Origin of the sequence: Clostridium sp. BNL1100, from assembly GCF_000244875.1 — a bacterium.
In the GTDB taxonomy this organism is placed as follows: Bacteria; Bacillota; Clostridia; order Acetivibrionales; family DSM-1351; genus Ruminiclostridium.
Genome location: NC_016791.1, coordinates 1,933,407 through 1,956,903, shown reverse-complemented (window position 1 = coordinate 1,956,903; position 23,497 = coordinate 1,933,407). Strand labels below are relative to the sequence as shown.

Below are 23,497 nucleotides of genomic sequence, written 5' to 3'. Positions count from 1 at the left end.
GAATAAATATTACTAAACTCAGGAAAATAAATTTTCGGTGGGTTGAAAGTATAATAGTGCCTGCCTTTATATTTGTGGGGTCATGATGTATTTTGGAGGTCACCCATATTTATGAAGGGCGGTATGTAAATGAAATTTTTAGATTTTATAAAGGATATTTTAAGTCTGCTTTTAACTGTTGTTTCTTTAATAAAACTCTTTGCAAATAAAAAAAAAGTGACCAGAAAAAAGAGAAGAAGAAAATATGCATAAAGCTATTAATACTTTTAGCCCACCCATTAATTTTACTTGTCTCCTGTTTAAATATATAATTTTTTCCCATAATTATTAAAAATGTATTGACAATATTGTTTTTTGCTTTTATAATAAAAAACGCTCTGTGAAACAAATAATATAATAAAAAATATTTGCGCCATTAGCTCAGTTGGTAGAGCACCTGACTCTTAATCAGGGTGTCCCGGGTTCGAATCCCTGATGGCGCACCAAAAACCTCTTACATACAAGTAAGAGGTTTTTTTCTACAACTCACTCAGAAGTTTTTTCCAAGGATTTATATTAAATAAATTGTAATCATAATAATAAATAAACTTTCAGGTGTGATATATAATATGACTCAAACAAAACGCAGATACTGGCTTCGTGTACTTTTTATAGGATTTATAGTTTATGCAGCTACAATTCTTGCTTTTATGTTAACAAGCAACATCAACCTGTTTCCCAGTATAGTACTTATAGGAAACTTTTTGGTACCTGTGGCCTTTGTCTCCTTTTTCTATGAAAAAAGGGAATGGTTCAGCGTTAATATGTCTGCTACTGCCATGTGCTTTTTCTTTGGTGGAGCTTTAGGTACAATCGCAGCTTCTTTGCTTGAACCTGTTTTTATCAGTGAACTAACATTTACAACGGCTTTTACAGTCGGTATTATTGAAGAATTCACTAAGCTTATTGGTGTCTTTCTAATTGCAAGACATAGACGATATAATTCAATGTTGGACGGGATTATTCTAGGTTCCGCAGCCGGAATGGGATTTGCAGCCTTTGAAAGTACCGGGTATGCTTTTTCTATCTTTCTGCAAAGCGGTGGAAGCCTGACACACACTGTTTTTATTACTCTCCTGCGTGGAATAACTTCCCCCGTAGGCCATGGAACCTGGACTGCAATACTATCCAGCGTTCTTCTGAGAGAAAGTGTGCAAGGAAGATTTTTTATCAATGGTAAAGTTATTAGATCATATATTACGGTGGTAGTTTTACATGGTTTATGGGATGGTCTTCCATTAGTTATCAGATATCTTTTTCCTTGGACGTATTCAGTTATTACCGGGCAGATATTGTTAGGATTAACCGGCCTTTATATTCTATACAACCGCTGGCGTGAATCGAAATTGGAATTTAGTGAAAAAAAGGGGGAGTAGTAAAACTAATTTTTATCTTTCTTACCCTGTACGCTAGTATAATTGTATCAATGGAAGCTTGGTGAAAGATATTTGCAGTTGTTTATGGTTGAATACGGATATTTTACCGAAAAATCTACACGATGTAGGTTTTAGCTACACAATGAATCATGGACGATGAATGTGAGCGACGGTAAAATATCCTAAGATGAGCCGCTAGAAACTCTTGTAAATATCTTAGAAGCAATCATTGATATAATTTTATACGGGAGTACTGGTGTTACATAAAAACTTTCTGTTTTGCAACCCCCTCTTACATATCATCCATGTTTTTCAAGAAATTCAGAGCTTTTTTCAACACAGCCCACACATGAAAGCTTTTTTAACCCCTTTATGTTGCTGCACTGCAAGGCCCCCGCATTTTCAAGAAAATAGTTTTCCAGTTCTGCAATCTTATCCTTATCGAAATTACTTAAAATATACTTAACAGCATAGTAAGCTCCACAAAGGCCGTCAGGAGCCCTGCCCCCTCCATAGTTTCTAAAGCGCTCAACCAAATCATCTTCTATATTGTATTTCTCCTTGAAAGCACTGATTACTGCTTGTGCACAATTCATTCTACTACCGTTTGCGCCTATATAATTATTTTTAGCTTCAATAGCGGACATATTGTAACCTCCATGTTAATTAACTTATTTATATTTCAAGTGCATCTTTCGGGCACTTTATTACACATTCACCACATTTCAGACAGTCAGGGTGTGTAACCTCTCCCTTACTTCTGAATTTAAGTACGTCTATTTCCATAGGGCAGGATTTTGTACAAAGATTGCAGCTAACACACCTTTGCTTATCAAAAGTTATATTTTTACCTTTTGAACCACTACCAGCCTGAGTAACCCAAGATGCCATTGTACCCATTGGGCAAATAACACACCATGCTCTATTACTGTAAATAACTCCTAGAATTATAGACAATCCAGTGGTTATTAATATCATTCTTACAAACACCTGTCCAACCTGTACCATATTGCCCCATGCAAACGATAACTGTACCGCAAAAGCTCCCATTAGTACCACAACAAAAAACAATCTGAACCACTTATTTTTCATAAGTCGTGGAATTTTTTTATTACGGCTTATTTTAGAAATCAGTATATCATTAAAACTGCCTCTGGGGCAGAAATTACCACACCACATTCTTCCTCTGAAGATTGATACCGCTACGGGAGCCAGCATACATATTATAGCGGCAATACCTAACTTCGGATATATCAGACCCCCAATACAAAAGAAAATAAGCATCAACCATACCCATTTGTGTACAAAACTTTTTATTGTGTTCATCTTTTACTCCTTATATAAATTTTGTGCACCTCGAGGATATACTTATTATATTAAAACACTTAATTATTGTCAATCCATATATTTAAATATTACGATATATTAATATAGTTTTATTTGATTTTCTCTCTAAAATTCATAATGTATTCTATAAATTCCTGTATAAATGAATTTTGACTAATATCCATATATATAAAATTGAATTCCCTCATGATTTTTATTCCTTTGATAGGTACTACAACCAGTGTTCCATCCCTCACTTCTTTTTCAACTGCTTCCATTGAAACTACCGTATATCCCAGATTGGCCTGAACCAGTGATTTAATGGCACCTATACTTCCAACCTCCATGTAAACCTTTAAATCAGTTATACTAAGACCCATGTCTGACATTTTGTTTTCAAGTACCATTCTTGTTCCGCTACCCTTTTCTCTTAAAATGAGCTTTCCGCCATATGCAACATCTTCAAGATTGACTTCTCCCTTTCTTGCAAAACTGCTTGCAGGGGAAGCCACAAGAACCAGCTCATCTTCTCTCATTTTTTTATACTTGAATCTGTTTTTGTCAAAAATCCCTTCAACTATGCTCAAATCAAGTTCCCCACTGGTAAGCCGTTTCAAATTTTCATCGGTATTGTGAACATGAACTATAACATCAATGTTTTCATGCTGTCTTTTATACTGTCCCAGCATGTCGGGAAGTACAAATTCGCCGATTGTGAGAGTTGTTCCGACGTTGTATCGCTTGTTCAGTGCCGATTTATTTTTGAGGGTTCTTTCTATAAACAAAGAATTGGCCTCAATCTCTTTTGCATACTTAAAAAGAAGCTCTCCTTCCTCAGTCAGGTATATCTGTCTTCCAACTTTTTTAAACAATTTAACCTTATAGTATCCTTCCAGTTGCTTGATATGCTGCGTAACTGCCGGCTGTGTTAAATTAAGCATTTCAGCGGCTTTGGTAAAGCTGTTCAATTTTGCCGCCCAAATAAAAGTAGTTATTTTAGGGTCTATCATATATAACCTCCGTACACTAACAATCTATAAACATTTCTTATAGATATATAATAAATCATAATTTGTATTTATGTATACATAATATTAAAATAAACATATCAAAAATTCGGAGGAATTAATTATGGTATGGATAAGAAAAAATACTGCCGGAATACTACTGTCGTTGGTCATTGCACTTATTGCAACATGGCTGGGAGGCATATTTCCAATTATAGGAGGCCCGGTTTTCGGTATTCTGCTAGGTATAATAATTAACAATACGATGGGAAAACCTGCATGGTCTGTCAACGGTGTTAAATTTACGTCAAAAAAAATTCTTCAATATGCTATTATTTTGCTTGGAACGGGTTTAAGTCTCACACAGGTATGGAAAACAGGGCTTGAATCCTTATATGTAATGTTGTTTACCCTTTCATTTGCTTTTATTTCGGCCTATGGGTTTGGTAAACTTCTTAAGGTACCTTTTAATCTTACAAGTCTCATAGGAGTTGGGACAGCCATTTGCGGTGGCTCAGCCATAGCCGCTGTATCTCCCATAATAGAAGCTGAAGAAAAGGAAGTCGCATATTCCATATCAACTATTTTTTTCTTTAATATTTTAGCCGTCTTAATCTTCCCTCCACTTGGCCATTTATTGGGCTTTTCCGATACAGCCTTTGGTTTGTGGGCCGGAACAGCGATAAATGATACTTCTTCCGTTGTAGCGGCAGGTTATGCTTACAGCAATGCAGCGGGAGCATATGCAACAATAGTAAAGTTGACCCGTACTACAATGATTATACCAATATCATTGATTTATGCAGCAATTACAATAATCAGAAAAAGAAAAGCTGCAAAACAGGACGATACGGTTTCATACAGCTTCAAGCGTATTTTTCCATGGTTTATCGCCGGATTTCTTGCTGCATCGCTATTAAACACACTTGGCGTATTTAACAGTTCAGTAGTTTCATTTCTTTCAGGTACAGGTAAGTCTTTTATAGTTATGGCTTTATCAGCAGTAGGACTAAATGCAAATTTTAAGGAAATGCTTAAAACCGGTTTAAAACCACTTCTTCTGGGGTTACTGGTATGGTTTACGGTAACAGCCGTCAGTATTGGCGTTCAGTTTATGACGGGTCAGATATAAATTAATACCGCTAAATAAAGCATAATAACCGAGGGAAGTTTATTTCCAAGGTCATTATGCTTTATTATATTATTTTTTAATGGTTTCCGCAGCTGCAACCGCCCTCACCGTGATTATGTTCATGTGAATGTTCATGGCCTGAACACCCGGAACTTGCTGATTTCAAATTCCCGTCAATATAAAGCTGTATTGCTTCATCTATATTTCCGCTGATTCCGGATATAATCTGAATATTATTTTCTTCAAGCTTCTGTCTTGCGCCATCTCCCATTCCTCCGGCTATAACGGTTTTTATACCCAGCGAAGCCAGAAAACCCGGAAGAAGTCCGTGCTGATTTCCTTCTGTACTAACTACTTCCTTACTCTTTATAGATTTATTCTCTATCTCAACTACTGTAAAATACTCGCACTTTCCAAAATGAGAGGAAATATTGTTACCTTCAGTTGCAATTGCAATTTTCATTATCCCGTTCCCCTTTCCAACAGGTAGCTTATTTTCAATATACGATACAGCATCTGCCAAATGTTCATGATTTACTTTTTCAAGTTCACCTTTGTCACATAATTCCGCAATCGACGGATCTATTGGCATTTTACCCAGTACTCTTAGGCCCAAGCCTGCTGCAATTTCATCGATTTTACTTTTGCCGAAAATATTTATTTCCTTACCGCAGTCAGGACATTTTAAATAACTCATATTTTCAACAATCCCCAGAATAGGAATATTCATTTCCCTTGCCATATTGTAGGCCTTTTTAACTATCATGGAAACCAAATCCTGAGGGGAAGTAACAATAACTATTCCATCCAAAGGGATTGATTGGAAAACTGTCAGCGGAACATCCCCTGTTCCCGGCGGCATATCCAAAAACAGATAGTCCACCTCGCCCCATATTACATCAGTCCAGAATTGTTTTACAACTCCTGCTATAATTGGGCCTCTCCATATAACCGGAGCATCGTCCTGATCAAGCATAAGGTTAACTGACATTACTTTGATGCCATTTTGGGACGTTTGGGGATAAATACCCAGCTCGCTTCCCTGTGCCTTTTGGTTAATTCCGAATATTTTTGGTATTGAAGGCCCTGTAATATCCGCATCGAGCACTCCCACCTCATAGCCTTTTCTTCTCATCATTACCGATAAGGTTGACGTTACGAGAGATTTTCCTACCCCACCTTTACCACTTACAACCCCAATAACTCTTTTAATTGAATTGAGTTCATGAGTATTTTCCAAAAAATTCTGTGGGCGGCCACCGCTTGAAGGACAACTGCCCCCGCAATCACTTGATCCGCAATCTGTTCCACCACAACCGCATCCATTGTCTACCATATAATTCACCTCGTCATATATTTGTTGGTTTGTGACAGTCCATACAACCCTCACACCTGTCACAGTTGAGTGTGCTGCATTCCCCACTTTGTCTCCTGCAGCAACTTCTGCCTGACTCTACCTGATAATTACCCCCGTCTATTCGGATAGTCTTCCCATGCACCAATGCATCTGCCGTCTTTTTCCTTGCAGAATTTATTATACGCTGAAAAGTTCCTCTGGAAACATTCATACTATCTGCTGCCTCATCCTGACCGATTTCCAGATAGTCTGCAAGTCTGATGGCTTCAACCTCCTCAATACTCAAAACAACCTGAACCTGACTTTTGATTTCGGGATGAAAGCACGCATTATCTGGTATAAAACCAACCCTTCTGCATTTTTTGGGTCTTGGCATTAATTTCACCTCATAATAATTATGTGCATATGCACATAATTATTATACCAATTAAATGAAATAAGTCAAGAAGTTGGCTCAGCAGACATAAAACGACCATGAAAAACCGTATTTCACGGGTTAGCATGGTCGTCATAAATCTTATTTATTAATTACACATTTAACAGTTTTTTAACATCTTCTCCGGGCAAAGGCTTTGAAAACAGATACCCCTGAATCCTGTCGCAGTGATATTTTTTCAGGTATTCCAGTTGTTCTGTATATTCTACACCTTCGGCAATAATAGTCATTCCTAACGATCTTCCCAGTGTGATTATGTGACGAGTTATGGTTCTTCCCTCCTCGTCTATTGAAACACTGTCGATAAAGGATTTATCAATTTTTAAAGTTGATATTGGAAGCTGTTTTAAATAGTTTAGCGAAGAATATCCCTTACCAAAATCATCCAATGCAATTCTTATACCCATTTTTTTTAATTTGTTTAACTTCCTGAAAACAGTAGTAAATGACTCAATCAAAATAGTTTCGGTAATCTCCAATTCAAGACATTCGGGGTTGAGCTTATAGCTGTTTATTATATCAATTATTTTACGTGTAAAGCCTGATTGGAGAATTTGTATTGTTGATATATTTACTGATACGGTCAAATCTTTTAAACCCTTATCATGCAACTCCTTAATAAATGCACAAGCCTGATTCAGTACCCATTCTCCTAAAGGGATAATTAAATGCGTATCCTCCGCAACCTGAATGAATTTCATGGGTGAAACATTTCCAAGCTCTGAACTTTTCCATCTGAGTAGAGCTTCAAGGCCGGTTACTTTTTGTGTCTCCAAATCAAACTGTGGTTGATAATATACCTCAAATTCATTCTTTTCCATAGCTGTGTGCAATAGCTTTTCTATAGTCATTCTTTCGGAAAATGCCTTATCCATGTCCTTATCGTAAAGGACATACCTGTTTTTGCCCTGTTCCTTGGCTTTGTACATTGCTATATCCGCACACTTTATTAAATCCTCTATACTGTTCCCATGGTCTGGATATAGTGCTGCTCCGATACTGAAAGTGACATGAAGTACGCTGTTCCTGATTTCGAATTCATCTTTAAAACTTTGAAGAACTTGACACATAAACTCCTCTGCCTCAAACTGGTTTTCAATATCATGTATAAGCAGGATAAATTCATCACCACCAAGGCGGTATAGTGTCCCGAGATCTTTAAGAGCCGTTTTAAGTCTTTGGCTTGCTTTGTTTATTAGTTCATCACCGAATTCGTGTCCCATTGTATCGTTGATATATTTAAAATTGTCCATATCAATAAATAGCAATGCAAGCTTTTTTTCTGAATTGCCGGTCAAAAGCCCGTTAGAATCCGCTATCAGCGAACGTCTGTTGGGAAGACCCGTGAGGATGTCATGAAGTGCCAGAAAAGTGTACTTCTCCTCGCTTTGAGACAGACTTTTTTGTATGGAACGGATTTCATCCAGTTGATGCTTCAATTCTTCATCCGAGGCAACCAATTCTTCATATGTCTGAGTGAGTTCCTCGTTACTCTGATATAACTGCTTGCGTATATTTTTAATTTTCCTTATATATACCAATAAAATAATTAAAAACAGTGTCAGTACCACAAAAGCACCTATCACACACAAAACCAGCCGCTTGTAAGTTTCAAAAAATGAAAATGGCTTATTTATTATTTCTGCAGATTTAGGTAGTTTCCAAACCGGAACTTCAAAACGTTTCATCTGTTCATAGTCAAAAACTACTCTTGTTGATTTAGGTGATATAATCTTTATATCTGAAGCAGATTCTCCCTTTAGTATCCTCACAGCAAGTTTTGCTGCATAGTTTCCGCACAGCCGGCCGCTTAACATTTCTCCGCCGAAGGCCCCCTTATTCAATCCAAAGTCATATTGGTGATATAAAGGTACGCTACTGTACTTGCTTATTTCCCTAGATGCCAGATTAAATTCCAACATTTTTCCATTTCCATCGCTGTAGTAAGTTGCAAAAAATACAATACTTGTGTCATCCAGCTTACTTACTTGTTGTAAGAGCTCATGGAAACTCATTCTATTCATTGGTATGGGTTCCAGATTCATTTCCTCGACCTTATCCATTACCAAACGACCTGTTGACAAGCCGCTTTCTGAATTATCAAACACCACATAAACTTTCTTTATATGAGGATTTATTCTCAAAGCTATTCTGAACGTTTCAGTAGGATCAATATTTTCAATAACCCCGGTGTAATTTTTATAACTCCCCGCAATTTCTGAAATATTTTCCTGGTTAACTCCTGAAAAAACAATAGGCGCATCGGAAAACAATTGTTTTCTGTTGAGTAATGCAAATTTAAAAGCAGCATCGTCAGTAGTAATTATCAGATCAAGACGTTTATGTTTGTATTTGAATTCGAAGTAGTCAGTTAAATAAGATAGTATACTAGCAGTAGGATAATTTTTCCAATCCATATATTCTACATATGTACTGATATTTGGGTATTCTTTTTCAATAGTTTCGATTATACCTGTATTCTGATCACTAGTCCATGCCAAGCCTTCATTATACGAATGTAGTATCAAAATATTCTTTTTTGGCCGGATATCTTCAATTACTTCATTATTAACTGCTTCTACAAACGAAATTCCAAAGAACAATAGAAAAACCACAACTGTAAAGCCCGCCAAAATAATCTTTTTTATATTTTTTAATGTCATTATACTACCTCAAGCCCTTATATATCAGCACCCGGCTGCTGGCTATCCTCTATATTTTTTATAAAACACTTGCCGGTAAATATATAATACCATACTAATATTATACTAATTATGTTAAAATTTTCAATCTTATTGTCATATTAATGGGACAAATATGGCAATCACTGTTGAAAATTATGAATAATAGATTATAATGTTATTTATGCATGTACGATAAAAGCATAATATCAGCGGGGTTTTAGATATGTATTCAATTATTAAATTCTGGCCTTTTTTACTTTTGGTAATTTCAAATATTTTTATGACATTTGCATGGTACGGTAATCTTAAATTTAAAAATAGTTCAGCTTCTCTTCCTCTTATTATTATAGTAAGCTGGGGAATAGCATTTTTTGAATACTGCTTTATGATACCTGCTAACAGACTGGCGTCAAAGAACTTTGACACAGCCCAGCTTAAAATTGTACAGGAAGCAATAACATTGATAGTTTTTGGTGTGTTTTCAGTACTTTATCTGAAAGAGAGCTTCAAGCTCAATTATATCTTATCGTTTATATGTATTTTAGGTGCAGTTTTCTTTGCATTTAAAAAGTTCTAAGAGGAGAATTATATGGAAGCACACAACTTAAAAAGGCTCATAAATAAAAAAACTCTCATATACATCTCTACTATTGTTATTTCCATATTACTGCTATACATAGGAAACATGGTTACCACCAACAATCTTGATATGTTAAAAGGTGTTGACGGTGTTGAAGCCCAGAGTGCCAGTGTTATTAAGATAATCAAAACAAGTAAAACCGAGTATAATCTTGGCGGAGATAGCCCGAATGAGGGTAAGGATATTGCTTTTTCGGCAAAACTTTTATCCGGTAAAGACAAAGGCAAGCAGATTAATGCTCTTCAAACCATAGATCCATTTTCAGGTGGCTCACAAAAAGAAATTGAACCGGGAGACAAAGTAATATTATATAAGCTTGACAACAAAGATTCCGAATACGATTGGGTAATGGCGGAATATCATAGAACTAATGTACTTTTAGTGCTGGGAATCGTCTTTTTCGTCCTGCTTCTGATATTTGGAAGATTCAAAGGCTTCAATACAATATTGTCACTTATATTTACATTTGCTGCCATATTTGCAGTATTTGTCCCCGCAGTATTACAGGGCTTCAATATTTATATCTGGTCAATAATTACCTGCCTGTTTATAATCTGCATGACTTTACTTATCGTTTACGGCCCCAGCAAGAAAAGTCTTGCAGCAGGTATCGGCTGTATGGTTGGTGTCCTTGTTTCCGGTATTTTAATTACCATTATGGATAAGCTTTTAAAGCTTACGGGATTTGTCAGCGAGGAATCCCTTTACCTGTTGCGCATTAATACAAAGCATCCGATAGATTTAAAAGCAATAATATTCGCTGCCATTCTTATTGGAGCAATTGGAGCCATAATGGACGTGTCAATGTCAATTGCAGCTTCACTTGCTGAAATGCAGGAAAAACTGGAGTATACTCCGTTCAGTCTGCTGGTCAAATCGGGAATAGCCATTGGAAAGGATATAATGGGAACAATGGCTAACACACTTATACTTGCTTATATCGGCAGCTCCCTTTCCGTTGTTTTGCTTCTGGTTTCATATAACAGTTCACTTTTAGAGCTTCTTAACAAAGAGATGATAGTTGTGGAAATTCTTCAGTCTTTAGTAGGCAGCATAGGTATTCTTTTTACAATGCCTCTGACATCTCTTGTTTGCGCCTACTTGTATTCAGAAAGAATTAAACTTCCCCTTGCAGATACTTCCGACCTTGATATGACCGAAACAACTGAGAATGATGATTACAGTGACGGCTGGAAATAGTATTTAAAAATGTGAATAATATATAAGTCAGCCTCACACAATAACAAAAACAAATGTGTGAGGATTTTTTATGTTTAAACCGCAAAGAGTAATTTTTGAAACAGGAGCTTTGGATTATGAACTGGGCAGAAGCCTATACGACCATTTTAGTTCTATAGGCATTGAGATTAATCAATGTGCATTGAACAGGGTAAAGTCATGTATTCCGGGAGAAGATGACCGCTCACTTTACAAACACGGCAAACAGACCCTTGTAGTAGGAATAAAAAAAAGCCTGACTTTCCAGAGCTGTAAGCCTTCTGCACATTATCAGCTTCCCCTTGTAAGCGGCTGTGTCGGTCAATGTGAATACTGTTACCTCAATACCCAATTAGGTGATAAGCCTTTTATTAGAGTTTATGTAAACATTGATGACATATTAAATCGTGCAGATAAATATATACGAGAAAGACTCCCTGAAAACACCATATTCGAAGGGGCTGCCACCTCAGACCCTATTCCCGTTGAACCCTACACAGGAGCTTTAAAGGCCTCTATTAACTTTTTTGCAAATCAGAAAAATGCGAGCTTCAGGTTTGTAACCAAGTTTACCGATATAGACAGCCTTCTTGGACTTGAACACAACAAGCAAACAGAAATACGCTTTAGTATTAATACACAAAAAATTATCAGTACCTACGAACACAAAACTGCTTCTGCAGATAAACGCATTGAAGCAATCGGAAAGGTATCAAAAGCAGGATATCCGGTAGGATTTTTAATCGCACCGGTGTTCCTCTATGAAGAGTGGAAAGAGGATTATAAATACCTATTGTTAAAACTTAGAAATACTCTAGATGACGATACTGCAAAGAATGCAAGCTTTGAGATTATAACACACAGGTATACAGAAAGAGCCAAAAATAAGATTTTAGAGATATTCCCTGATACAACTCTGGATATGATAAACGAAAACCGAAAATTTAAATTCGGACAATTCGGTTATGGTAAATATGTGTATCCCAAGGAATCAATTGATGAAGTTAAAGAATTTTTTACAATGGAGATAAATCAACTTTTTGGAGAAGGTACGATAAAATATATTATTTAAGGCCGGCAGCTTATGCCACCGGCCTTTTTTACTCAACTAAATTTTAATAATGTCCAAGAACCTGAGTCCAAATTGATCCATCCTTGGATATTGTAATACATTCATGGCATCCTACTGAAACGTATTTACCGTTACACCATACTGTTCCATTCAGATTGGTTGAAACCTGTGAAGCCACAGGGAACCAGTGTATGCCATCATTTGAACCATAAGTCTTACCGGAAAGTCCTGTTGCAATAATTCTGTAACCACCGCTAATCCATGTATTATCAGTTACCGTTATATCAGTAAAATTAGTCTGAAAACCTGAAACTGAAGTTGACCAAGTTATTCCGTCAGGTGAAGTAATTATTGCACCGTTGCTTCCTACAGCTATAAATTTATTGCCGTCCCAAACAACGCTTGTCAGGTTTTTAGTTGTTCCTGATATTTGTTCAGTCCAATTGATTCCATCAGTAGAAGTAAATATTTTACCGTTGTTTCCTACAACCACGTATACCGACCCGTTAAATTCCGCCTTGTTCAATTTTACAGGTGGTGAAACAACATTGTCGCTCCATGTAACACCTGCATTATTGGATGTAAGAATAAGTCCGTTGCTTCCTACAGCAATAAATTTTCCATTTGAATATGTAACACCTTCTATGTTATTACCATAGCCTGTTACAGGTGAGTACCAGTTTTTGCCTCCGTCAGTAGACCTAATAATTGTACCACCGGGCCCGACTGCTACAAAAGCTCCTCCACCGTAATCGATATCAACAAGGTCATCTATTGTAGTAAGGTTAAAGTATGACCATGTTAAACCGCCATCAGTTGATCTTCTTATTCTGCCGTCAGTACCGACAGCCACATATGTTTTTCCGTCACAACTGACATCGTAAAGCTGATAACCATCATTTGCTCCTGCATGAACAACTTCGACTGAGTGTTCAAGATACTTGATTCTGGTTATTAATCCGCCTCCACCTATACCAATAAATATATCTTTGAATGTGGCCATATCCTCTATTGCATATGGAGAAATACTTTCCTTTGTTATTCTTTCCCATGCAAAGCCATCCTTTGAAAAACTGATGAGTCCACGGGTTCCGGTTGCATAGAAACCATTTTCAGACTCGCTCCAAACTATATTTCTGAAGGATGCTTTTTCGTCTTGGAAAACCGGTTTCCAGTAAACGCCGTCATAAGATACTTCGATCGTACCTTTTTCACCTGTGGCAACAAACTTATCGTTACCCCAAGTTACATTTTTTAATGAAAAGCCATATTTAGACTCAACTGCTGTATAGATTTCATTTTCTTTCCAGTCAATCCCATTTTCTGATATCAGGCTTGTCCCCACATCAGTCAAAGAATAAAATACACTTCCGTTCCATACAAGACTTGTTATATTGGGGATAGTCTCTTTATAGGATGTGTAAGTTCTTTCAATCTTTACCCAGTTATATCCGTCTTCTGAGTAAAGAATCGCTCCATTGCTTCCTGTAGCAACGAAAACTTTTCCGTTTGATACTACAGAGGTAAGATTGTAATCAAACTTTGGAGGCATTACCTCTTTCCAATCATAACCTTCTTCTGAAGTATAAATTGCACCAAAATCACCTACTGCTACAAACTGAATTCCTCTGCTGGCAACTGAATTTAGCTGAGAATCCGTTGGAAGCTGAATATCCTTCCAATCCATTCCGTTTTCTGTCAACCTAACAATACCGTAATCTCCAACGGCTGCAAACAATCCGTTGTCATTTGCTGCTATTGACCACAAATAACGGTCTTGAGGTGCAGGAAGATCCTCCAAACCCTCTGCTTGGATTACCAGCATAGAAAAACAACTGGTAAAGAGCATACACATAACCAAGAGAATTACAAGATGTCTTTTCATATATACCCCTCCTAATAAATTATTATAGGTATATATTACATTAATTGTATTAAATTGTAAACAAAAAAATTACATTTCTAAGTCGTTCAAAGCTAGAATCTATCATTTATACGGCTTCTATGGCTATTAAGATTTTCGTCATTATTTATGGCATCTTCAGAATTAGAAATATTAATTACTTTTTCACTACTATCCTGATGAATAAGCTTTTCAATTTCCAGCTGATTTTTAGCCTTTATCTCCTCAGCACGAACCATTGCATCAGCTTTAATTTGTTCCTTCTTTAATCGGTATTTAAGTATTTCCTGAGTAGTGAGGAAGATTGATATAAGTACTACTGCAAATGCTATTACTTCATTTGAATTCATAATGATAATCTCCTTTTATTCAGCTATGCTCTCTACGTCTGCCTTGATATATTCAATTAACTCCTTAGGGCTTACCTCAACCTGAAAACCAATTTTCCCACCGCTGAAGATAAACGTATCCAGGCTTTTACAAGTACTGTCAATTACTGTTTTATAGTCCTTTTTCATCCCTATGGGAGAACAGCCTCCCCTGATATAGCCGGTAACCTTATTGATTTCATCAACTTTTATCATCTCTACTGACTTCTCCCCCACTGCTTTTGCAGCAGCTTTAAGGTTAAGTTCCTTGCTGACCGGAATTACAAAAACAAAATAGTTCTTACTGTTCCCTCTGGTTACAAGTGTCTTATATACTCTTTCAACAGGCTGTCCAATCTTTTCGGCTACTGAAACACCGTCTATTGCTCCGCCCTTACTGTCGTATGTATACATATTATAATCAATTCTCGCACTGTCCAAAATTCTCATTACATTTGTCTTTTGAATTGCCACACCAAATCCCTTCTTCCATTTTTATTCCAAGTCATTTTGCGGGAACCTGAAATGTCCTATTATACGGCCATTTTTGCTCCATTTTAAAAGTAAGTTTTCTTCCATGGGAAAAGTGCTGGAGTTGTGTATTATACCCGGGACTCCATCTCTCCTGCGTTTATCCGATATAACAGCAACATGATCACTGTTTTTCAATATTACTATATCACCGGGCTGCCACTCATACAAGTTTTTCCTGTCAAAGGGTTTTACCTCTGTTGTTAGATTCGTAGCAAATTTCTTAAAAAAGACATATTGATTCTTTACACGTCTGAAATCTATATTAGGATCAGGTATAATTATACCGTTTTTATAATCAATTGTATTCTTTGAAATATCAACATCCATATGTGCCTTCAGATCGTATCCTGCGTTTTTTAGCGCTCTCCACACAACATCAGTACATACACCTTCTGATTTTGGTGGATATCCCCCCTCATAGTAAGTACTTTGGTACTTTGTCCTGTTAGATATTTCCAGTCTGGCACCCTGTACTATATCCTCATTATCAGATATTCCATCTCCATCCATATCTCCATGACAAATTAATCTATCAATTTTAACCTCACCCCTAAGAAAGAAAAAAGCATCCTGAAAGGCAAAGTGGCTGTATGATAATAATGCTATAAAGCCGGCCGCCAGTACTATGGATGCTAAAAATACAAACCTTTTCATTAAATCACTCCAACCCTCTCGAGTTATTTATTGAATTCCCATATTCTTTCAAAGGTATATGTATTCAGTAATTATTTATTTCAGACCATAAATATCCGCTTCTATGCAAATACGTGCCCTTTCAGCAGTCTTTGAATCTGCATTAAGGGAATTTTCCAGAAATTCAGGATTATTTATTAAGAACTCTTTCATTGTACCTGTTGGATTGTCAAGATACTTCATCAGTAAACCGTATTGTTCCGATGAAATGTGTCCGCCTGAAAGTGCACCGTCAAAAAGCCCTTTATCCACATTCATAAGTGCATGGGAGTCCACACCTGCATCCTTTAGCTTTTCGGTACCGCCCTGCAATCTGTCTATTACCACAAGACTGTATTTCAAATTACCTTTCAGTTTATCAACAGCCGGAATCCATGCACGCACATAGCTGGAAGCCTCTGTTATAATATCCGCAATATGAAGTACATTAGCTCCTCCAAGGTCCGCTATCTCTGAAGATATTCCATCTTTATACAATACAGCCGTCAAATCCTTGAATATTGTTATATGCGGTATTTTGAGTATATCTGCTATTATAAGTGAAAAGAACCAGTCTCTTCTTTCTCCTCCTGATATATATTCTATATCATCTATGTCAATATTACTCTTTATATACTCACACATGGTGGTTATAAGGCCTCTATATATCTCGTCAGTTTCAAAATTCTTATGGGCAAGTTCAAGTATTATCTCTGAGCAGTCCATTTTATTCTCTTTGCATACATCAATTACTTTTAAAAGACTATTTGCCTTTTCTTCACTGCCATAAAGAAAATGTGTATTTATGTAGTAAGGGCCTATCTTGGATGATGTATACCAAAATGGCTTGTTTTCAGGACATATCCTGACGGCATTGGTTTTAAACAGCCAGTTGATCAGATTATTTTTTTCCATTGTTACCTCCTACAAAACCTTAATTATTTTTTTTGCCTTGACTCCATGTAGCTTTGCCACCACTCCTGGTTCTGAATAGTACTCAACTCCGCACCTAAATGTACAATATCACCTTCGAGTACAACCTGAAATTCATCATTTTCATCATTGTAATCAACGATTGTTACGGATGTATTGTCATGCCAATATACATTTTTCATATACTTAAGAGACTTGCCGTAAAACCTGCATAGCATTGCCCTGATGGCTGTTCCATGTGTAACTATACATACATTTCTTCCTTTGTTTTGTCCGACTATATCCATAACTTCTTTTAAAAGACGGGTGTAGAATTCCTCCATATTTTCGCCGTTTGGCATTTGATGCGTATGAGGTTCATTTTCCCATGTATAGTTTTCATTCGGATATAATTCAGGCAGAACTTCCCATGCAACATTTTCCCAATCTCCGCCATTGATTTCCTTCATTTTATCTGTGCGGATAATAGGAAGCTTTTTGATATCAGCTATATACTGTGCTGTCTGCAGGGTTCTTGTCAAGCTGCTTGAATATATAATGTCAACAGGCAAATCAGCAAGTCTTTCTGCTACTGCCTTCGCCTGTTTATGTCCCTTTTCCGTTATCCTGCTGTCATACCATCCGTGAAATACTCTGTTGAAATTTCCTTCTGCTTCCGCATGTCTTACAAATATAAGCCTTGTTTTCATGAGTACCTCCAATATTATAAATATATTGCAACAGTAATAATTATATCAAATTAATCAGTCATTCAGTTCCAATTTTCCGATTATTTCATTTAGGCTTGTATGTCCATGGCGCTCAAGATACTTTTCAATTCCGTTAACAATTTCTATTGGAATTGCAGGGTTAACAAAGTTTGCAGTCCCGACCATTATGGCTGATGCACCAGCAAGCATGAATTCTATTGCATCCTCCCAAGAAGCAATACCACCCATTCCTATTACGGGTATTTTAACCGAGTGCGCAGCTTCGTATACCATCCGTAACGCAATAGGCTTTACCGCAGGGCCTGAAAGGCCTCCGAAATTGTTAGCTAAGATTGGCTTCTTTTTATTTATATCAATTGCAAGTCCTAATATTGTATTTATAAGTGATATACAGTCCGCACCAGCCCCCTCGGCAGCCGTTGCTATTGACTTGATATCCGAAACATTTGGGGTCAATTTTACTATCAATGGCTGCTTGCAATATTTTTTTACTGCGGATGTAATTTCCTCTATTCCTTTAGGCGTAGTCCCAAAGGCCAGACATCCGGCTTTAACGTTAGGACAGGACACATTCATTTCTATGGCATTCACTTGGGAGTCGCCTAGTATTTCTGCCATTTCGCAATACTCTTCTATAGTATTTCCGGCAATGTTTGCAATTATTTTAGTTTTATAATTTTTTAGAAAAGGTAGGTCTTCCGTTATGAAACTTTCAACTCCCGGATTTTGCAACCCCACACTGTTAAGTATTCCTGCAGGGGTTTCAGCTATTCTCGGTGGCTTGTTGCCTTTTCTTTCCTTGAGAGTAAGTCCCTTTACTGAAATTCCTCCGATTTGGTTCAAATCAACATACTCACTATATTCCTTTCCGAATCCGTAAGTACCTGATGCCATTACAACAGGGTTGTCAAACTGTACTCCTGCAATATTTGTGCTTAAATCTATCTTATTTGACATATATAAACCTCCCATTTAGTCCCAGCAAAGCTCTGTACTCCAGAATACGGGCCCGTCCTTACAAACGTGGCTGAACCTCCAGTCATCACCTTTTTGGGTCTTGCAGGCACAAACCAGACATGCCCCTATACCGCACCCCATGCGTTGTTCCATGGATACCTGACATGAGATTCCGTTTTTTTCCGCAATAGCGGCAACCTTCTGCATCATTATAGCAGGGCCGCAGGTATATATAATATCCGGTTTTTGAGACACAATTGTCTGCTCAAGCAATTCTGTTACAAAGGCTTTTTTCCCGTACGAACCATCATCTGTAGCTATTTCTACTGTATCTGCGGCAACCCTGAATTTATCCTCCAGAACAACGGACTCTTTGGTTCTGAATCCTAGTAGAGCAGTCTTGTGAATTGATTGGGAGGATTTTAACAGATAAAGGAGAGGGAAGGTTCCTATTCCTCCCCCTACTACACATATATTTTTATGTTTATCATCTATCATAAAGGAATTCCCCAGTGGTGCCATTATGTCAACCTCTCCCTGACACATACTGCAAATTTTTTCGGTACCGCTGCCCTTTACCTGAATAACTATATCAAACGTATTTTGAGATTTATTTACATCGCAAATGCTTATAGGACGTCTCAACATTGCATCCAACCCGCCACATCTGATATTGACAAACTGACCCGGTTTTGCATTAGAAGCAACATATTCTGACCTGATAGTCATTTTAAAAACATCCTTGCACAGCATTTGTGTGCTTACAATCTGTTCATTGAGAATCTTACCCATATTTACCTCCGGTATTTTTACTCGTCAAATATGCTTAAATTCAGTACTTCAAGCTCACCTTCGGTTTTACCGAGCTTGAGGCATTTTATTATTGCTTCTGCCGTATCAAGTGAGGTCAGACACGGTATTGACATTTCAACGGCTTTTCTTCTTATTTTAAAACCATCTCTGTCCGAGTTTCTGCCTTTAGTCGGTGTATTTATTATCATTGCCAGCTTACCTGCATGAATTAGCTCAATTATATTTGGCGAGCCTTCATCCAGCTTTCTTACAGCATTTGTTGCTATTCCGTTATTATTCAGCATATTTGCAGTCTTACCTGTTGCATAGAGGGTAAAGCCCAACTTTTCAAATTCCTCTGCAATATGAATCAATTCTGGCTTATCAGTGTCTCTAACTGTCATAAGTATTCCATCCCCCGGCTTTGGCAGCTTTATTCCGGATGCTATAATGCCTTTGTACAAAGCTTCTGGGAAATTGTCCGCTATTCCAAGTACTTCACCTGTAGACTTCATTTCAGGCCCAAGGCTTGTGTCCACTTCATGGAGTTTTTCAAAAGAGAATACAGGAACTTTTACCGAAACATATCCGGGTTCTCTGTATAAGCCTGTTCCGTACTTGAAATCCTTAAGCTTCTTGCCCATCATTACTTTTGTTGCCAAATTTACCATTGGAATTCCTGTAACTTTGCTGATATATGGAACAGTACGACTTGATCTTGGATTTACCTCTATTACGTAAACCTGATTGTTATATAAAACGTACTGTATGTTTACCATTCCTACTACATTCAAGGCTTTTGCAAGTTTTACAGTGTAATCTACTATAACCTCCTTAACCTTGTCGCTTATGGTCTGTGATGGGTATACAGATATACTGTCTCCTGAGTGAACTCCAGCCCTTTCAAGATGTTCCATAATACCGGGTATAAGTATTTCCTCACCATCACAGATTGCGTCAACCTCTATTTCCTTACCCATCATGTATTTATCAACCAGTATGGGATGCTCCTGAACGGTCCTGGTTATTATCTCCATAAACTCTTTGACATCCTTGTCATTGTAGGCTATTTCCATACCTTGTCCTCCAAGTACATAGGAAGGTCTTACAAGTACCGGATATCCCAGCTCATTAGCTGCTCCTATCGCCTCATCAAGAGTAAATATAGTCTTTCCTTGAGGCCTTGGAATACCTGTCTTTTCAAGTATTTTATCAAATTTTTCTCTGTCCTCTGCGGCGTCTACATTTTTAGCTTCAGTACCAAATATCCTAACTCCCATATCATCCAGAGCCTTAGTGAGTTTGATAGCAGTTTGCCCTCCGAACTGTACTATAGCTCCTTTTGGATTTTCTGCTTCAACTATATTTGCCACATCCTCAGGCGTCAAGGGTTCAAAGTAAAGCCTGTCGGCTGTATCAAAATCAGTACTTACGGTTTCAGGGTTATTGTTTGCAATTATGGTTTCATACCCTAGCTCTTTCAATGCCCATACAGAGTGGACAGAGCAGTAGTCAAATTCTATTCCCTGACCTATTCTTATTGGTCCTGAACCCAGAACCAGAACCTTTTCTCTATCGGATTTCTTAACCTCAGAATGGTCATCGTAGGTTGAGTAATAGTATGGTGTTACAGCCTCAAACTCCGCAGCACAGGTGTCAACCATTTTATATGCCGCGGTAATATTTTTCTGCTTTCTCAGTTCGGTTATTTCTTTTTGGGGAATTGCGGACAGCTTGGCGATTATTCTGTCTGTAAAGCCCATTTTCTTTGCTTTTTTTAGAATATCCTTATCTAGCTGATCCTTACTTACGGTTTTAAGCTTTTCTTCCATTAAAACCAGTTCTTTAATCTTGCAAAGGAAGAAATAATCTATCTTGGTTATTTCATGAATTTCTTCAACTGTTATAGAACGTCTTATTGCCTCTGCTATGACAAATATTCTTTCGTCGTTAATATCATGAAGTTTTTTTAATATCTCACTGCCTTCAAGATTTTTGTAAATATCCTGTTCCAGTGTAAATATTCCCAGTTCCAGTGAACGTATGGCTTTCATTAGAGCCGCCTCAAAGGAGCTGCTTATGGACATTACCTCTCCTGTTGCCTTCATCTGTGTTCCCAGTGTTCTCTTTGCCTTGACAAATTTGTCAAAAGGCCATTTAGGTATTTTTACTACAACATAGTCAAGAGTTGGTTCAAAGCAAGCATATGTCTTTCCGGTTACGGCATTTTTTATTTCATCAAGACCGTAGCCTATTGCTATCTTTGAAGCAACCTTTGCTATTGGGTATCCGGTCGCCTTTGATGCAAGTGCCGATGATCTGCTAACTCTGGGGTTAACTTCTATTACGGCATATTCAAAGCTTGTTGGATGCAGGGCGTATTGTACATTACAGCCTCCCTGTATTCCCAAGGCTGATATTATTTTCAGTGCAGAGGTTCTAAGCATTTGATATTCTTTATCTGCAAGTGTCTGGGAAGGTGCCACAACTATACTGTCTCCGGTATGGACTCCAACAGGGTCGATGTTTTCCATGTTACACACGGTTATAACATTCCCCTTGCTGTCTCTCATTACTTCGTATTCGATTTCTTTCCAACCTGATATACATTTTTCAATAAGAACCTGATGAACACGGCTGAGTCTTAGTCCGTTTTCTCCTATTTCCCTCAGTTCTTCTTCATTATATACAATTCCTCCCCCGGTACCTCCAAGGGTGTATGCAGGTCTTACAATAACCGGATAATCAATCTCACGGGCAAACTCTACCGCATCCTCTATTGTTGTAACAACCTTGCTTGCAATACATGGTTCGCCTATGCGTTCCATTGTGTCCTTGAAATCCTGTCTGTCTTCAGCCATTTTTATTGCTTCAGTAGCTGTTCCCAGAAGCTTTACTCCCTGCTCCTGTAAAAAACCTGATTCTGCAAGTTCCATCGCCAGATTCAGGCCTGTTTGGCCTCCCAGTGTGGGTAAGATGCTATCAGGTTTTTCACATCTTATTATATTTTTAACTACTTCAGCTTTAAGCGGTTCTATATAAACCTTGTCAGCTATATTCGTATCAGTCATTATGGTAGCAGGATTGCTGTTTACCAGCACTACCTCTATTCCCTCTTCCTTGAGCGCCTGACACGCCTGAGTTCCTGCATAGTCAAATTCTGCGGCCTGACCGATTATTATCGGACCGGACCCGATAACCAATACTTTATGTATATCATTACGTTTAGGCATTTGTTATATCCTCCAGCTTCTTTTATAAACTACTTTTTGAATAATCTATCATTTTAATAAACTCGTCGAACAAATATGCTGTGTCTCCCGGCCCCGGTGATGCTTCAGGGTGAAATTGTACAGTGAAAAGCGGAGCATTTTTGTACTTTATTCCTTCGATAGTTCCGTCGTTCATATTTATATGACTTACAGTCATAGTTTCTCTATCAAGTGATTCGTCGACAATTGTGTACCCATGGTTTTGGGAAGTAATGTAGGTGAGATCCTTTGCTATATCTTTTACAGGATGGTTACAGCCCCTATGCCCGTATTTGAGTTTTACGGTATTTGCTCCGTTAGCTAATGCTGTCAACTGATGTCCAAGGCAAATTCCGAATATTGGCTTTTTACCTATGAGTTTTTTAATTGTCTCTATCTGGAACTGACAATCCTTTGGGTCTCCGGGTCCGTTAGAAAGCATTATTCCGTCGGGGTCTATTTCCAAAACTTCCTCCGCTGTTGCGTTTGCAGGGAAGATATATACTTCACAGCCCCTGTTTAACAATGATCTTACAATATTCTGTTTCAAGCCGTAATCTATAAGAGCTACTTTGTGGCCTTCGCCTTTGTAATGTTTTATTTCATTTGTAGTAACTTGTAATACAGGGTTGTTAATTGTATAGCTATTTACGTTTGTAAGTTCTTCCTGTATATTTTCCAGCTGTTCTGCCGTAATTATAGTACCTTTCATTGTACCATTATCACGCAAAATCCTTGTTAATGCTCTTGTATCAATACCCTCAAGACCTGTTATCTCATTTCTTTTCAAATATTCATTCAAGGTTTCAATTGATCTCCAGTTACTTGGAGTTTTGCAAAGCTCCCTGACTATAAAACCTTTTACCTGGGGTTTTAAGGATTCAATATCATCTATATTTACACCATAGTTACCTATCAAGGGATAAGTCATACATACTATTTGTCCGCAGTATGACGGGTCTGTCAGAACTTCCTGGTAGCCTGTCATACCCGTGTTAAAAACCACCTCTCCAACTACCTTACCTTCCATTCCAAAGCTGTTGCCTTCGAATATCGTACCGTCTTCCAGTAATAAAAAAGCCTTCATATT

General features: G+C 37.6%; 22 protein-coding genes and 1 tRNA gene. 7 read left to right on the top strand and 16 right to left on the bottom strand.

The features are described from left to right. Positions 1 to 129 precede the first annotated feature (129 nt). From CLO1100_RS21235 to CLO1100_RS08170, 3 genes are all read left to right on the top strand, one after another. Complete coding sequence (locus CLO1100_RS21235; RefSeq protein ID WP_014313286.1) at positions 130 to 252, top strand: hypothetical protein; 123 nt, start codon at positions 130 to 132, stop codon at positions 250 to 252. Positions 253 to 409: 157 nt separating this feature from the next. Then, a tRNA-Lys gene (locus CLO1100_RS08175) sits at positions 410 to 485 on the top strand. A 123-nt stretch (positions 486 to 608) separates the two neighbouring features. Further along, positions 609 to 1,415 (top strand): PrsW family intramembrane metalloprotease, encoded by an 807-nt coding sequence (locus tag CLO1100_RS08170; protein ID WP_014313285.1) that lies wholly within the window; start codon positions 609 to 611, stop codon positions 1,413 to 1,415. 299 nt (positions 1,416 to 1,714) lie between these two features. On the opposite strand, the gene CLO1100_RS08165 is transcribed toward CLO1100_RS08170, so the two are convergent. From CLO1100_RS08165 to CLO1100_RS08155, 3 genes are all read right to left on the bottom strand, one after another. Then, on the bottom strand, positions 1,715 to 2,062 hold the full coding sequence (locus CLO1100_RS08165) for a C-GCAxxG-C-C family (seleno)protein (RefSeq protein ID WP_014313284.1): 348 nt from the start codon (positions 2,060 to 2,062) through the stop codon (positions 1,715 to 1,717). Positions 2,063 to 2,090: 28 nt separating this feature from the next. After that, positions 2,091 to 2,741 (bottom strand): 4Fe-4S binding protein, encoded by a 651-nt coding sequence (locus tag CLO1100_RS08160; protein ID WP_014313283.1) that lies wholly within the window; start codon positions 2,739 to 2,741, stop codon positions 2,091 to 2,093. Between the two features lie 110 nt (positions 2,742 to 2,851). Next, positions 2,852 to 3,751, bottom strand: a complete 900-nt coding sequence (locus CLO1100_RS08155) for a LysR family transcriptional regulator (protein WP_014313282.1) — start codon at positions 3,749 to 3,751, stop codon at positions 2,852 to 2,854. 121 nt (positions 3,752 to 3,872) lie between these two features. On the opposite strand from CLO1100_RS08155, the gene CLO1100_RS08150 reads away from it, so the two are divergent. Then, the gene (locus tag CLO1100_RS08150; RefSeq protein ID WP_014313281.1) at positions 3,873 to 4,880 is read left to right on the top strand and encodes a YeiH family protein; all 1,008 of its coding nucleotides are present in this window, start codon (positions 3,873 to 3,875) and stop codon (positions 4,878 to 4,880) included. 76 nt (positions 4,881 to 4,956) lie between these two features. Here the strand turns inward: CLO1100_RS08150 and CLO1100_RS08145 are convergent, their stop codons facing one another. From CLO1100_RS08145 to CLO1100_RS08135, 3 genes are all read right to left on the bottom strand, one after another. Further along, entirely contained in the window at positions 4,957 to 6,303 is a 1,347-nt protein-coding gene (locus tag CLO1100_RS08145; protein WP_242836707.1) for an iron-sulfur cluster carrier protein MrpORP, read from the bottom strand. Then, complete coding sequence (locus CLO1100_RS08140; protein WP_014313279.1) at positions 6,230 to 6,613, bottom strand: DUF134 domain-containing protein; 384 nt, start codon at positions 6,611 to 6,613, stop codon at positions 6,230 to 6,232. Before CLO1100_RS08140 ends, CLO1100_RS08145 begins: the two co-directional genes overlap by 74 nt. A gap of 152 nt (positions 6,614 to 6,765) precedes the next feature. Continuing rightward, positions 6,766 to 9,336 carry an ABC transporter substrate binding protein gene (locus CLO1100_RS08135; RefSeq protein ID WP_014313278.1) on the bottom strand — a complete coding sequence of 857 codons (2,571 nt, stop codon included), beginning with the start codon at positions 9,334 to 9,336 and terminating at the stop codon, positions 6,766 to 6,768. A 244-nt stretch (positions 9,337 to 9,580) separates the two neighbouring features. On the opposite strand from CLO1100_RS08135, the gene CLO1100_RS08130 reads away from it, so the two are divergent. The 3 genes from CLO1100_RS08130 to splB all read left to right on the top strand — a co-directional run bounded on the left by CLO1100_RS08130 (position 9,581) and on the right by splB (position 12,287). Further along, positions 9,581 to 9,934, top strand: a complete 354-nt coding sequence (locus CLO1100_RS08130; RefSeq protein WP_014313277.1) for a DMT family protein — start codon at positions 9,581 to 9,583, stop codon at positions 9,932 to 9,934. 12 nt (positions 9,935 to 9,946) lie between these two features. After that, on the top strand, positions 9,947 to 11,197 hold the full coding sequence (locus tag CLO1100_RS08125; RefSeq protein ID WP_014313276.1) for a YibE/F family protein: 1,251 nt from the start codon (positions 9,947 to 9,949) through the stop codon (positions 11,195 to 11,197). Positions 11,198 to 11,267: 70 nt separating this feature from the next. Next, positions 11,268 to 12,287: a spore photoproduct lyase gene (gene splB, locus CLO1100_RS08120; protein ID WP_014313275.1), complete on the top strand. Its 1,020-nt coding sequence runs from the start codon at positions 11,268 to 11,270 to the stop codon at positions 12,285 to 12,287. A gap of 43 nt (positions 12,288 to 12,330) precedes the next feature. On the opposite strand, the gene CLO1100_RS08115 is transcribed toward splB, so the two are convergent. The 10 genes from CLO1100_RS08115 to CLO1100_RS08070 all read right to left on the bottom strand — a co-directional run bounded on the left by CLO1100_RS08115 (position 12,331) and on the right by CLO1100_RS08070 (position 23,494). After that, positions 12,331 to 14,172 (bottom strand): hypothetical protein, encoded by a 1,842-nt coding sequence (locus tag CLO1100_RS08115; RefSeq protein WP_014313274.1) that lies wholly within the window; start codon positions 14,170 to 14,172, stop codon positions 12,331 to 12,333. A gap of 92 nt (positions 14,173 to 14,264) precedes the next feature. Then, positions 14,265 to 14,540 (bottom strand): hypothetical protein, encoded by a 276-nt coding sequence (locus CLO1100_RS08110; protein WP_014313273.1) that lies wholly within the window; start codon positions 14,538 to 14,540, stop codon positions 14,265 to 14,267. A 15-nt stretch (positions 14,541 to 14,555) separates the two neighbouring features. Further along, a complete protein-coding gene (gene ybaK, locus CLO1100_RS08105; RefSeq protein ID WP_014313272.1) occupies positions 14,556 to 15,032 on the bottom strand; it encodes a Cys-tRNA(Pro) deacylase in 477 nt (158 codons plus the stop codon). Between the two features lie 21 nt (positions 15,033 to 15,053). Next, positions 15,054 to 15,746: a DUF1287 domain-containing protein gene (locus CLO1100_RS08100; RefSeq protein WP_014313271.1), complete on the bottom strand. Its 693-nt coding sequence runs from the start codon at positions 15,744 to 15,746 to the stop codon at positions 15,054 to 15,056. Between the two features lie 75 nt (positions 15,747 to 15,821). Further along, positions 15,822 to 16,679 carry a phosphoribosyltransferase gene (locus tag CLO1100_RS08095; RefSeq protein WP_014313270.1) on the bottom strand — a complete coding sequence of 286 codons (858 nt, stop codon included), beginning with the start codon at positions 16,677 to 16,679 and terminating at the stop codon, positions 15,822 to 15,824. A 23-nt stretch (positions 16,680 to 16,702) separates the two neighbouring features. Then, positions 16,703 to 17,386 carry a histidine phosphatase family protein gene (locus CLO1100_RS08090; protein WP_014313269.1) on the bottom strand — a complete coding sequence of 228 codons (684 nt, stop codon included), beginning with the start codon at positions 17,384 to 17,386 and terminating at the stop codon, positions 16,703 to 16,705. Positions 17,387 to 17,440: 54 nt separating this feature from the next. Further along, complete coding sequence (locus CLO1100_RS08085; RefSeq protein WP_014313268.1) at positions 17,441 to 18,364, bottom strand: dihydroorotate dehydrogenase; 924 nt, start codon at positions 18,362 to 18,364, stop codon at positions 17,441 to 17,443. Positions 18,365 to 18,379: 15 nt separating this feature from the next. After that, a complete protein-coding gene (locus CLO1100_RS08080) occupies positions 18,380 to 19,156 on the bottom strand; it encodes a dihydroorotate dehydrogenase electron transfer subunit (protein WP_014313267.1) in 777 nt (258 codons plus the stop codon). Between the two features lie 17 nt (positions 19,157 to 19,173). Next, positions 19,174 to 22,389 carry a carbamoyl-phosphate synthase large subunit gene (carB, locus tag CLO1100_RS08075; protein ID WP_014313266.1) on the bottom strand — a complete coding sequence of 1,072 codons (3,216 nt, stop codon included), beginning with the start codon at positions 22,387 to 22,389 and terminating at the stop codon, positions 19,174 to 19,176. Between the two features lie 22 nt (positions 22,390 to 22,411). Beyond that, positions 22,412 to 23,494, bottom strand: a complete 1,083-nt coding sequence (locus CLO1100_RS08070) for a carbamoyl phosphate synthase small subunit (protein ID WP_014313265.1) — start codon at positions 23,492 to 23,494, stop codon at positions 22,412 to 22,414. Positions 23,495 to 23,497 lie beyond the last annotated feature (3 nt).

Excerpts from the sequence above, each read along its gene's own strand:
- CLO1100_RS21235 (WP_014313286.1), top strand. The coding sequence starts at position 130 with ATGAAATTTTTAGATTTTATAAAGGATATTTTAAGTCTGCTTTTAACT.
- CLO1100_RS08170 (WP_014313285.1), top strand. The coding sequence starts at position 609 with ATGACTCAAACAAAACGCAGATACTGGCTTCGTGTACTTTTTATAGGA.
- CLO1100_RS08165 (WP_014313284.1), bottom strand. The coding sequence starts at position 2,062 with ATGTCCGCTATTGAAGCTAAAAATAATTATATAGGCGCAAACGGTAGT.
- CLO1100_RS08160 (WP_014313283.1), bottom strand. The coding sequence starts at position 2,741 with ATGAACACAATAAAAAGTTTTGTACACAAATGGGTATGGTTGATGCTT.
- CLO1100_RS08155 (WP_014313282.1), bottom strand. The coding sequence starts at position 3,751 with ATGATAGACCCTAAAATAACTACTTTTATTTGGGCGGCAAAATTGAAC.
- CLO1100_RS08150 (WP_014313281.1), top strand. The coding sequence starts at position 3,873 with ATGGTATGGATAAGAAAAAATACTGCCGGAATACTACTGTCGTTGGTC.
- CLO1100_RS08140 (WP_014313279.1), bottom strand. The coding sequence starts at position 6,613 with ATGCCAAGACCCAAAAAATGCAGAAGGGTTGGTTTTATACCAGATAAT.
- CLO1100_RS08135 (WP_014313278.1), bottom strand. The coding sequence starts at position 9,336 with ATGACATTAAAAAATATAAAAAAGATTATTTTGGCGGGCTTTACAGTT.
- CLO1100_RS08130 (WP_014313277.1), top strand. The coding sequence starts at position 9,581 with ATGTATTCAATTATTAAATTCTGGCCTTTTTTACTTTTGGTAATTTCA.
- CLO1100_RS08125 (WP_014313276.1), top strand. The coding sequence starts at position 9,947 with ATGGAAGCACACAACTTAAAAAGGCTCATAAATAAAAAAACTCTCATA.
- splB (WP_014313275.1), top strand. The coding sequence starts at position 11,268 with ATGTTTAAACCGCAAAGAGTAATTTTTGAAACAGGAGCTTTGGATTAT.
- CLO1100_RS08115 (WP_014313274.1), bottom strand. The coding sequence starts at position 14,172 with ATGAAAAGACATCTTGTAATTCTCTTGGTTATGTGTATGCTCTTTACC.
- CLO1100_RS08110 (WP_014313273.1), bottom strand. The coding sequence starts at position 14,540 with ATGAATTCAAATGAAGTAATAGCATTTGCAGTAGTACTTATATCAATC.
- CLO1100_RS08100 (WP_014313271.1), bottom strand. The coding sequence starts at position 15,746 with ATGAAAAGGTTTGTATTTTTAGCATCCATAGTACTGGCGGCCGGCTTT.
- CLO1100_RS08095 (WP_014313270.1), bottom strand. The coding sequence starts at position 16,679 with ATGGAAAAAAATAATCTGATCAACTGGCTGTTTAAAACCAATGCCGTC.
- CLO1100_RS08090 (WP_014313269.1), bottom strand. The coding sequence starts at position 17,386 with ATGAAAACAAGGCTTATATTTGTAAGACATGCGGAAGCAGAAGGAAAT.
- CLO1100_RS08085 (WP_014313268.1), bottom strand. The coding sequence starts at position 18,364 with ATGTCAAATAAGATAGATTTAAGCACAAATATTGCAGGAGTACAGTTT.
- CLO1100_RS08080 (WP_014313267.1), bottom strand. The coding sequence starts at position 19,156 with ATGGGTAAGATTCTCAATGAACAGATTGTAAGCACACAAATGCTGTGC.
- carB (WP_014313266.1), bottom strand. The coding sequence starts at position 22,389 with ATGCCTAAACGTAATGATATACATAAAGTATTGGTTATCGGGTCCGGT.
- CLO1100_RS08070 (WP_014313265.1), bottom strand. The coding sequence starts at position 23,494 with ATGAAGGCTTTTTTATTACTGGAAGACGGTACGATATTCGAAGGCAAC.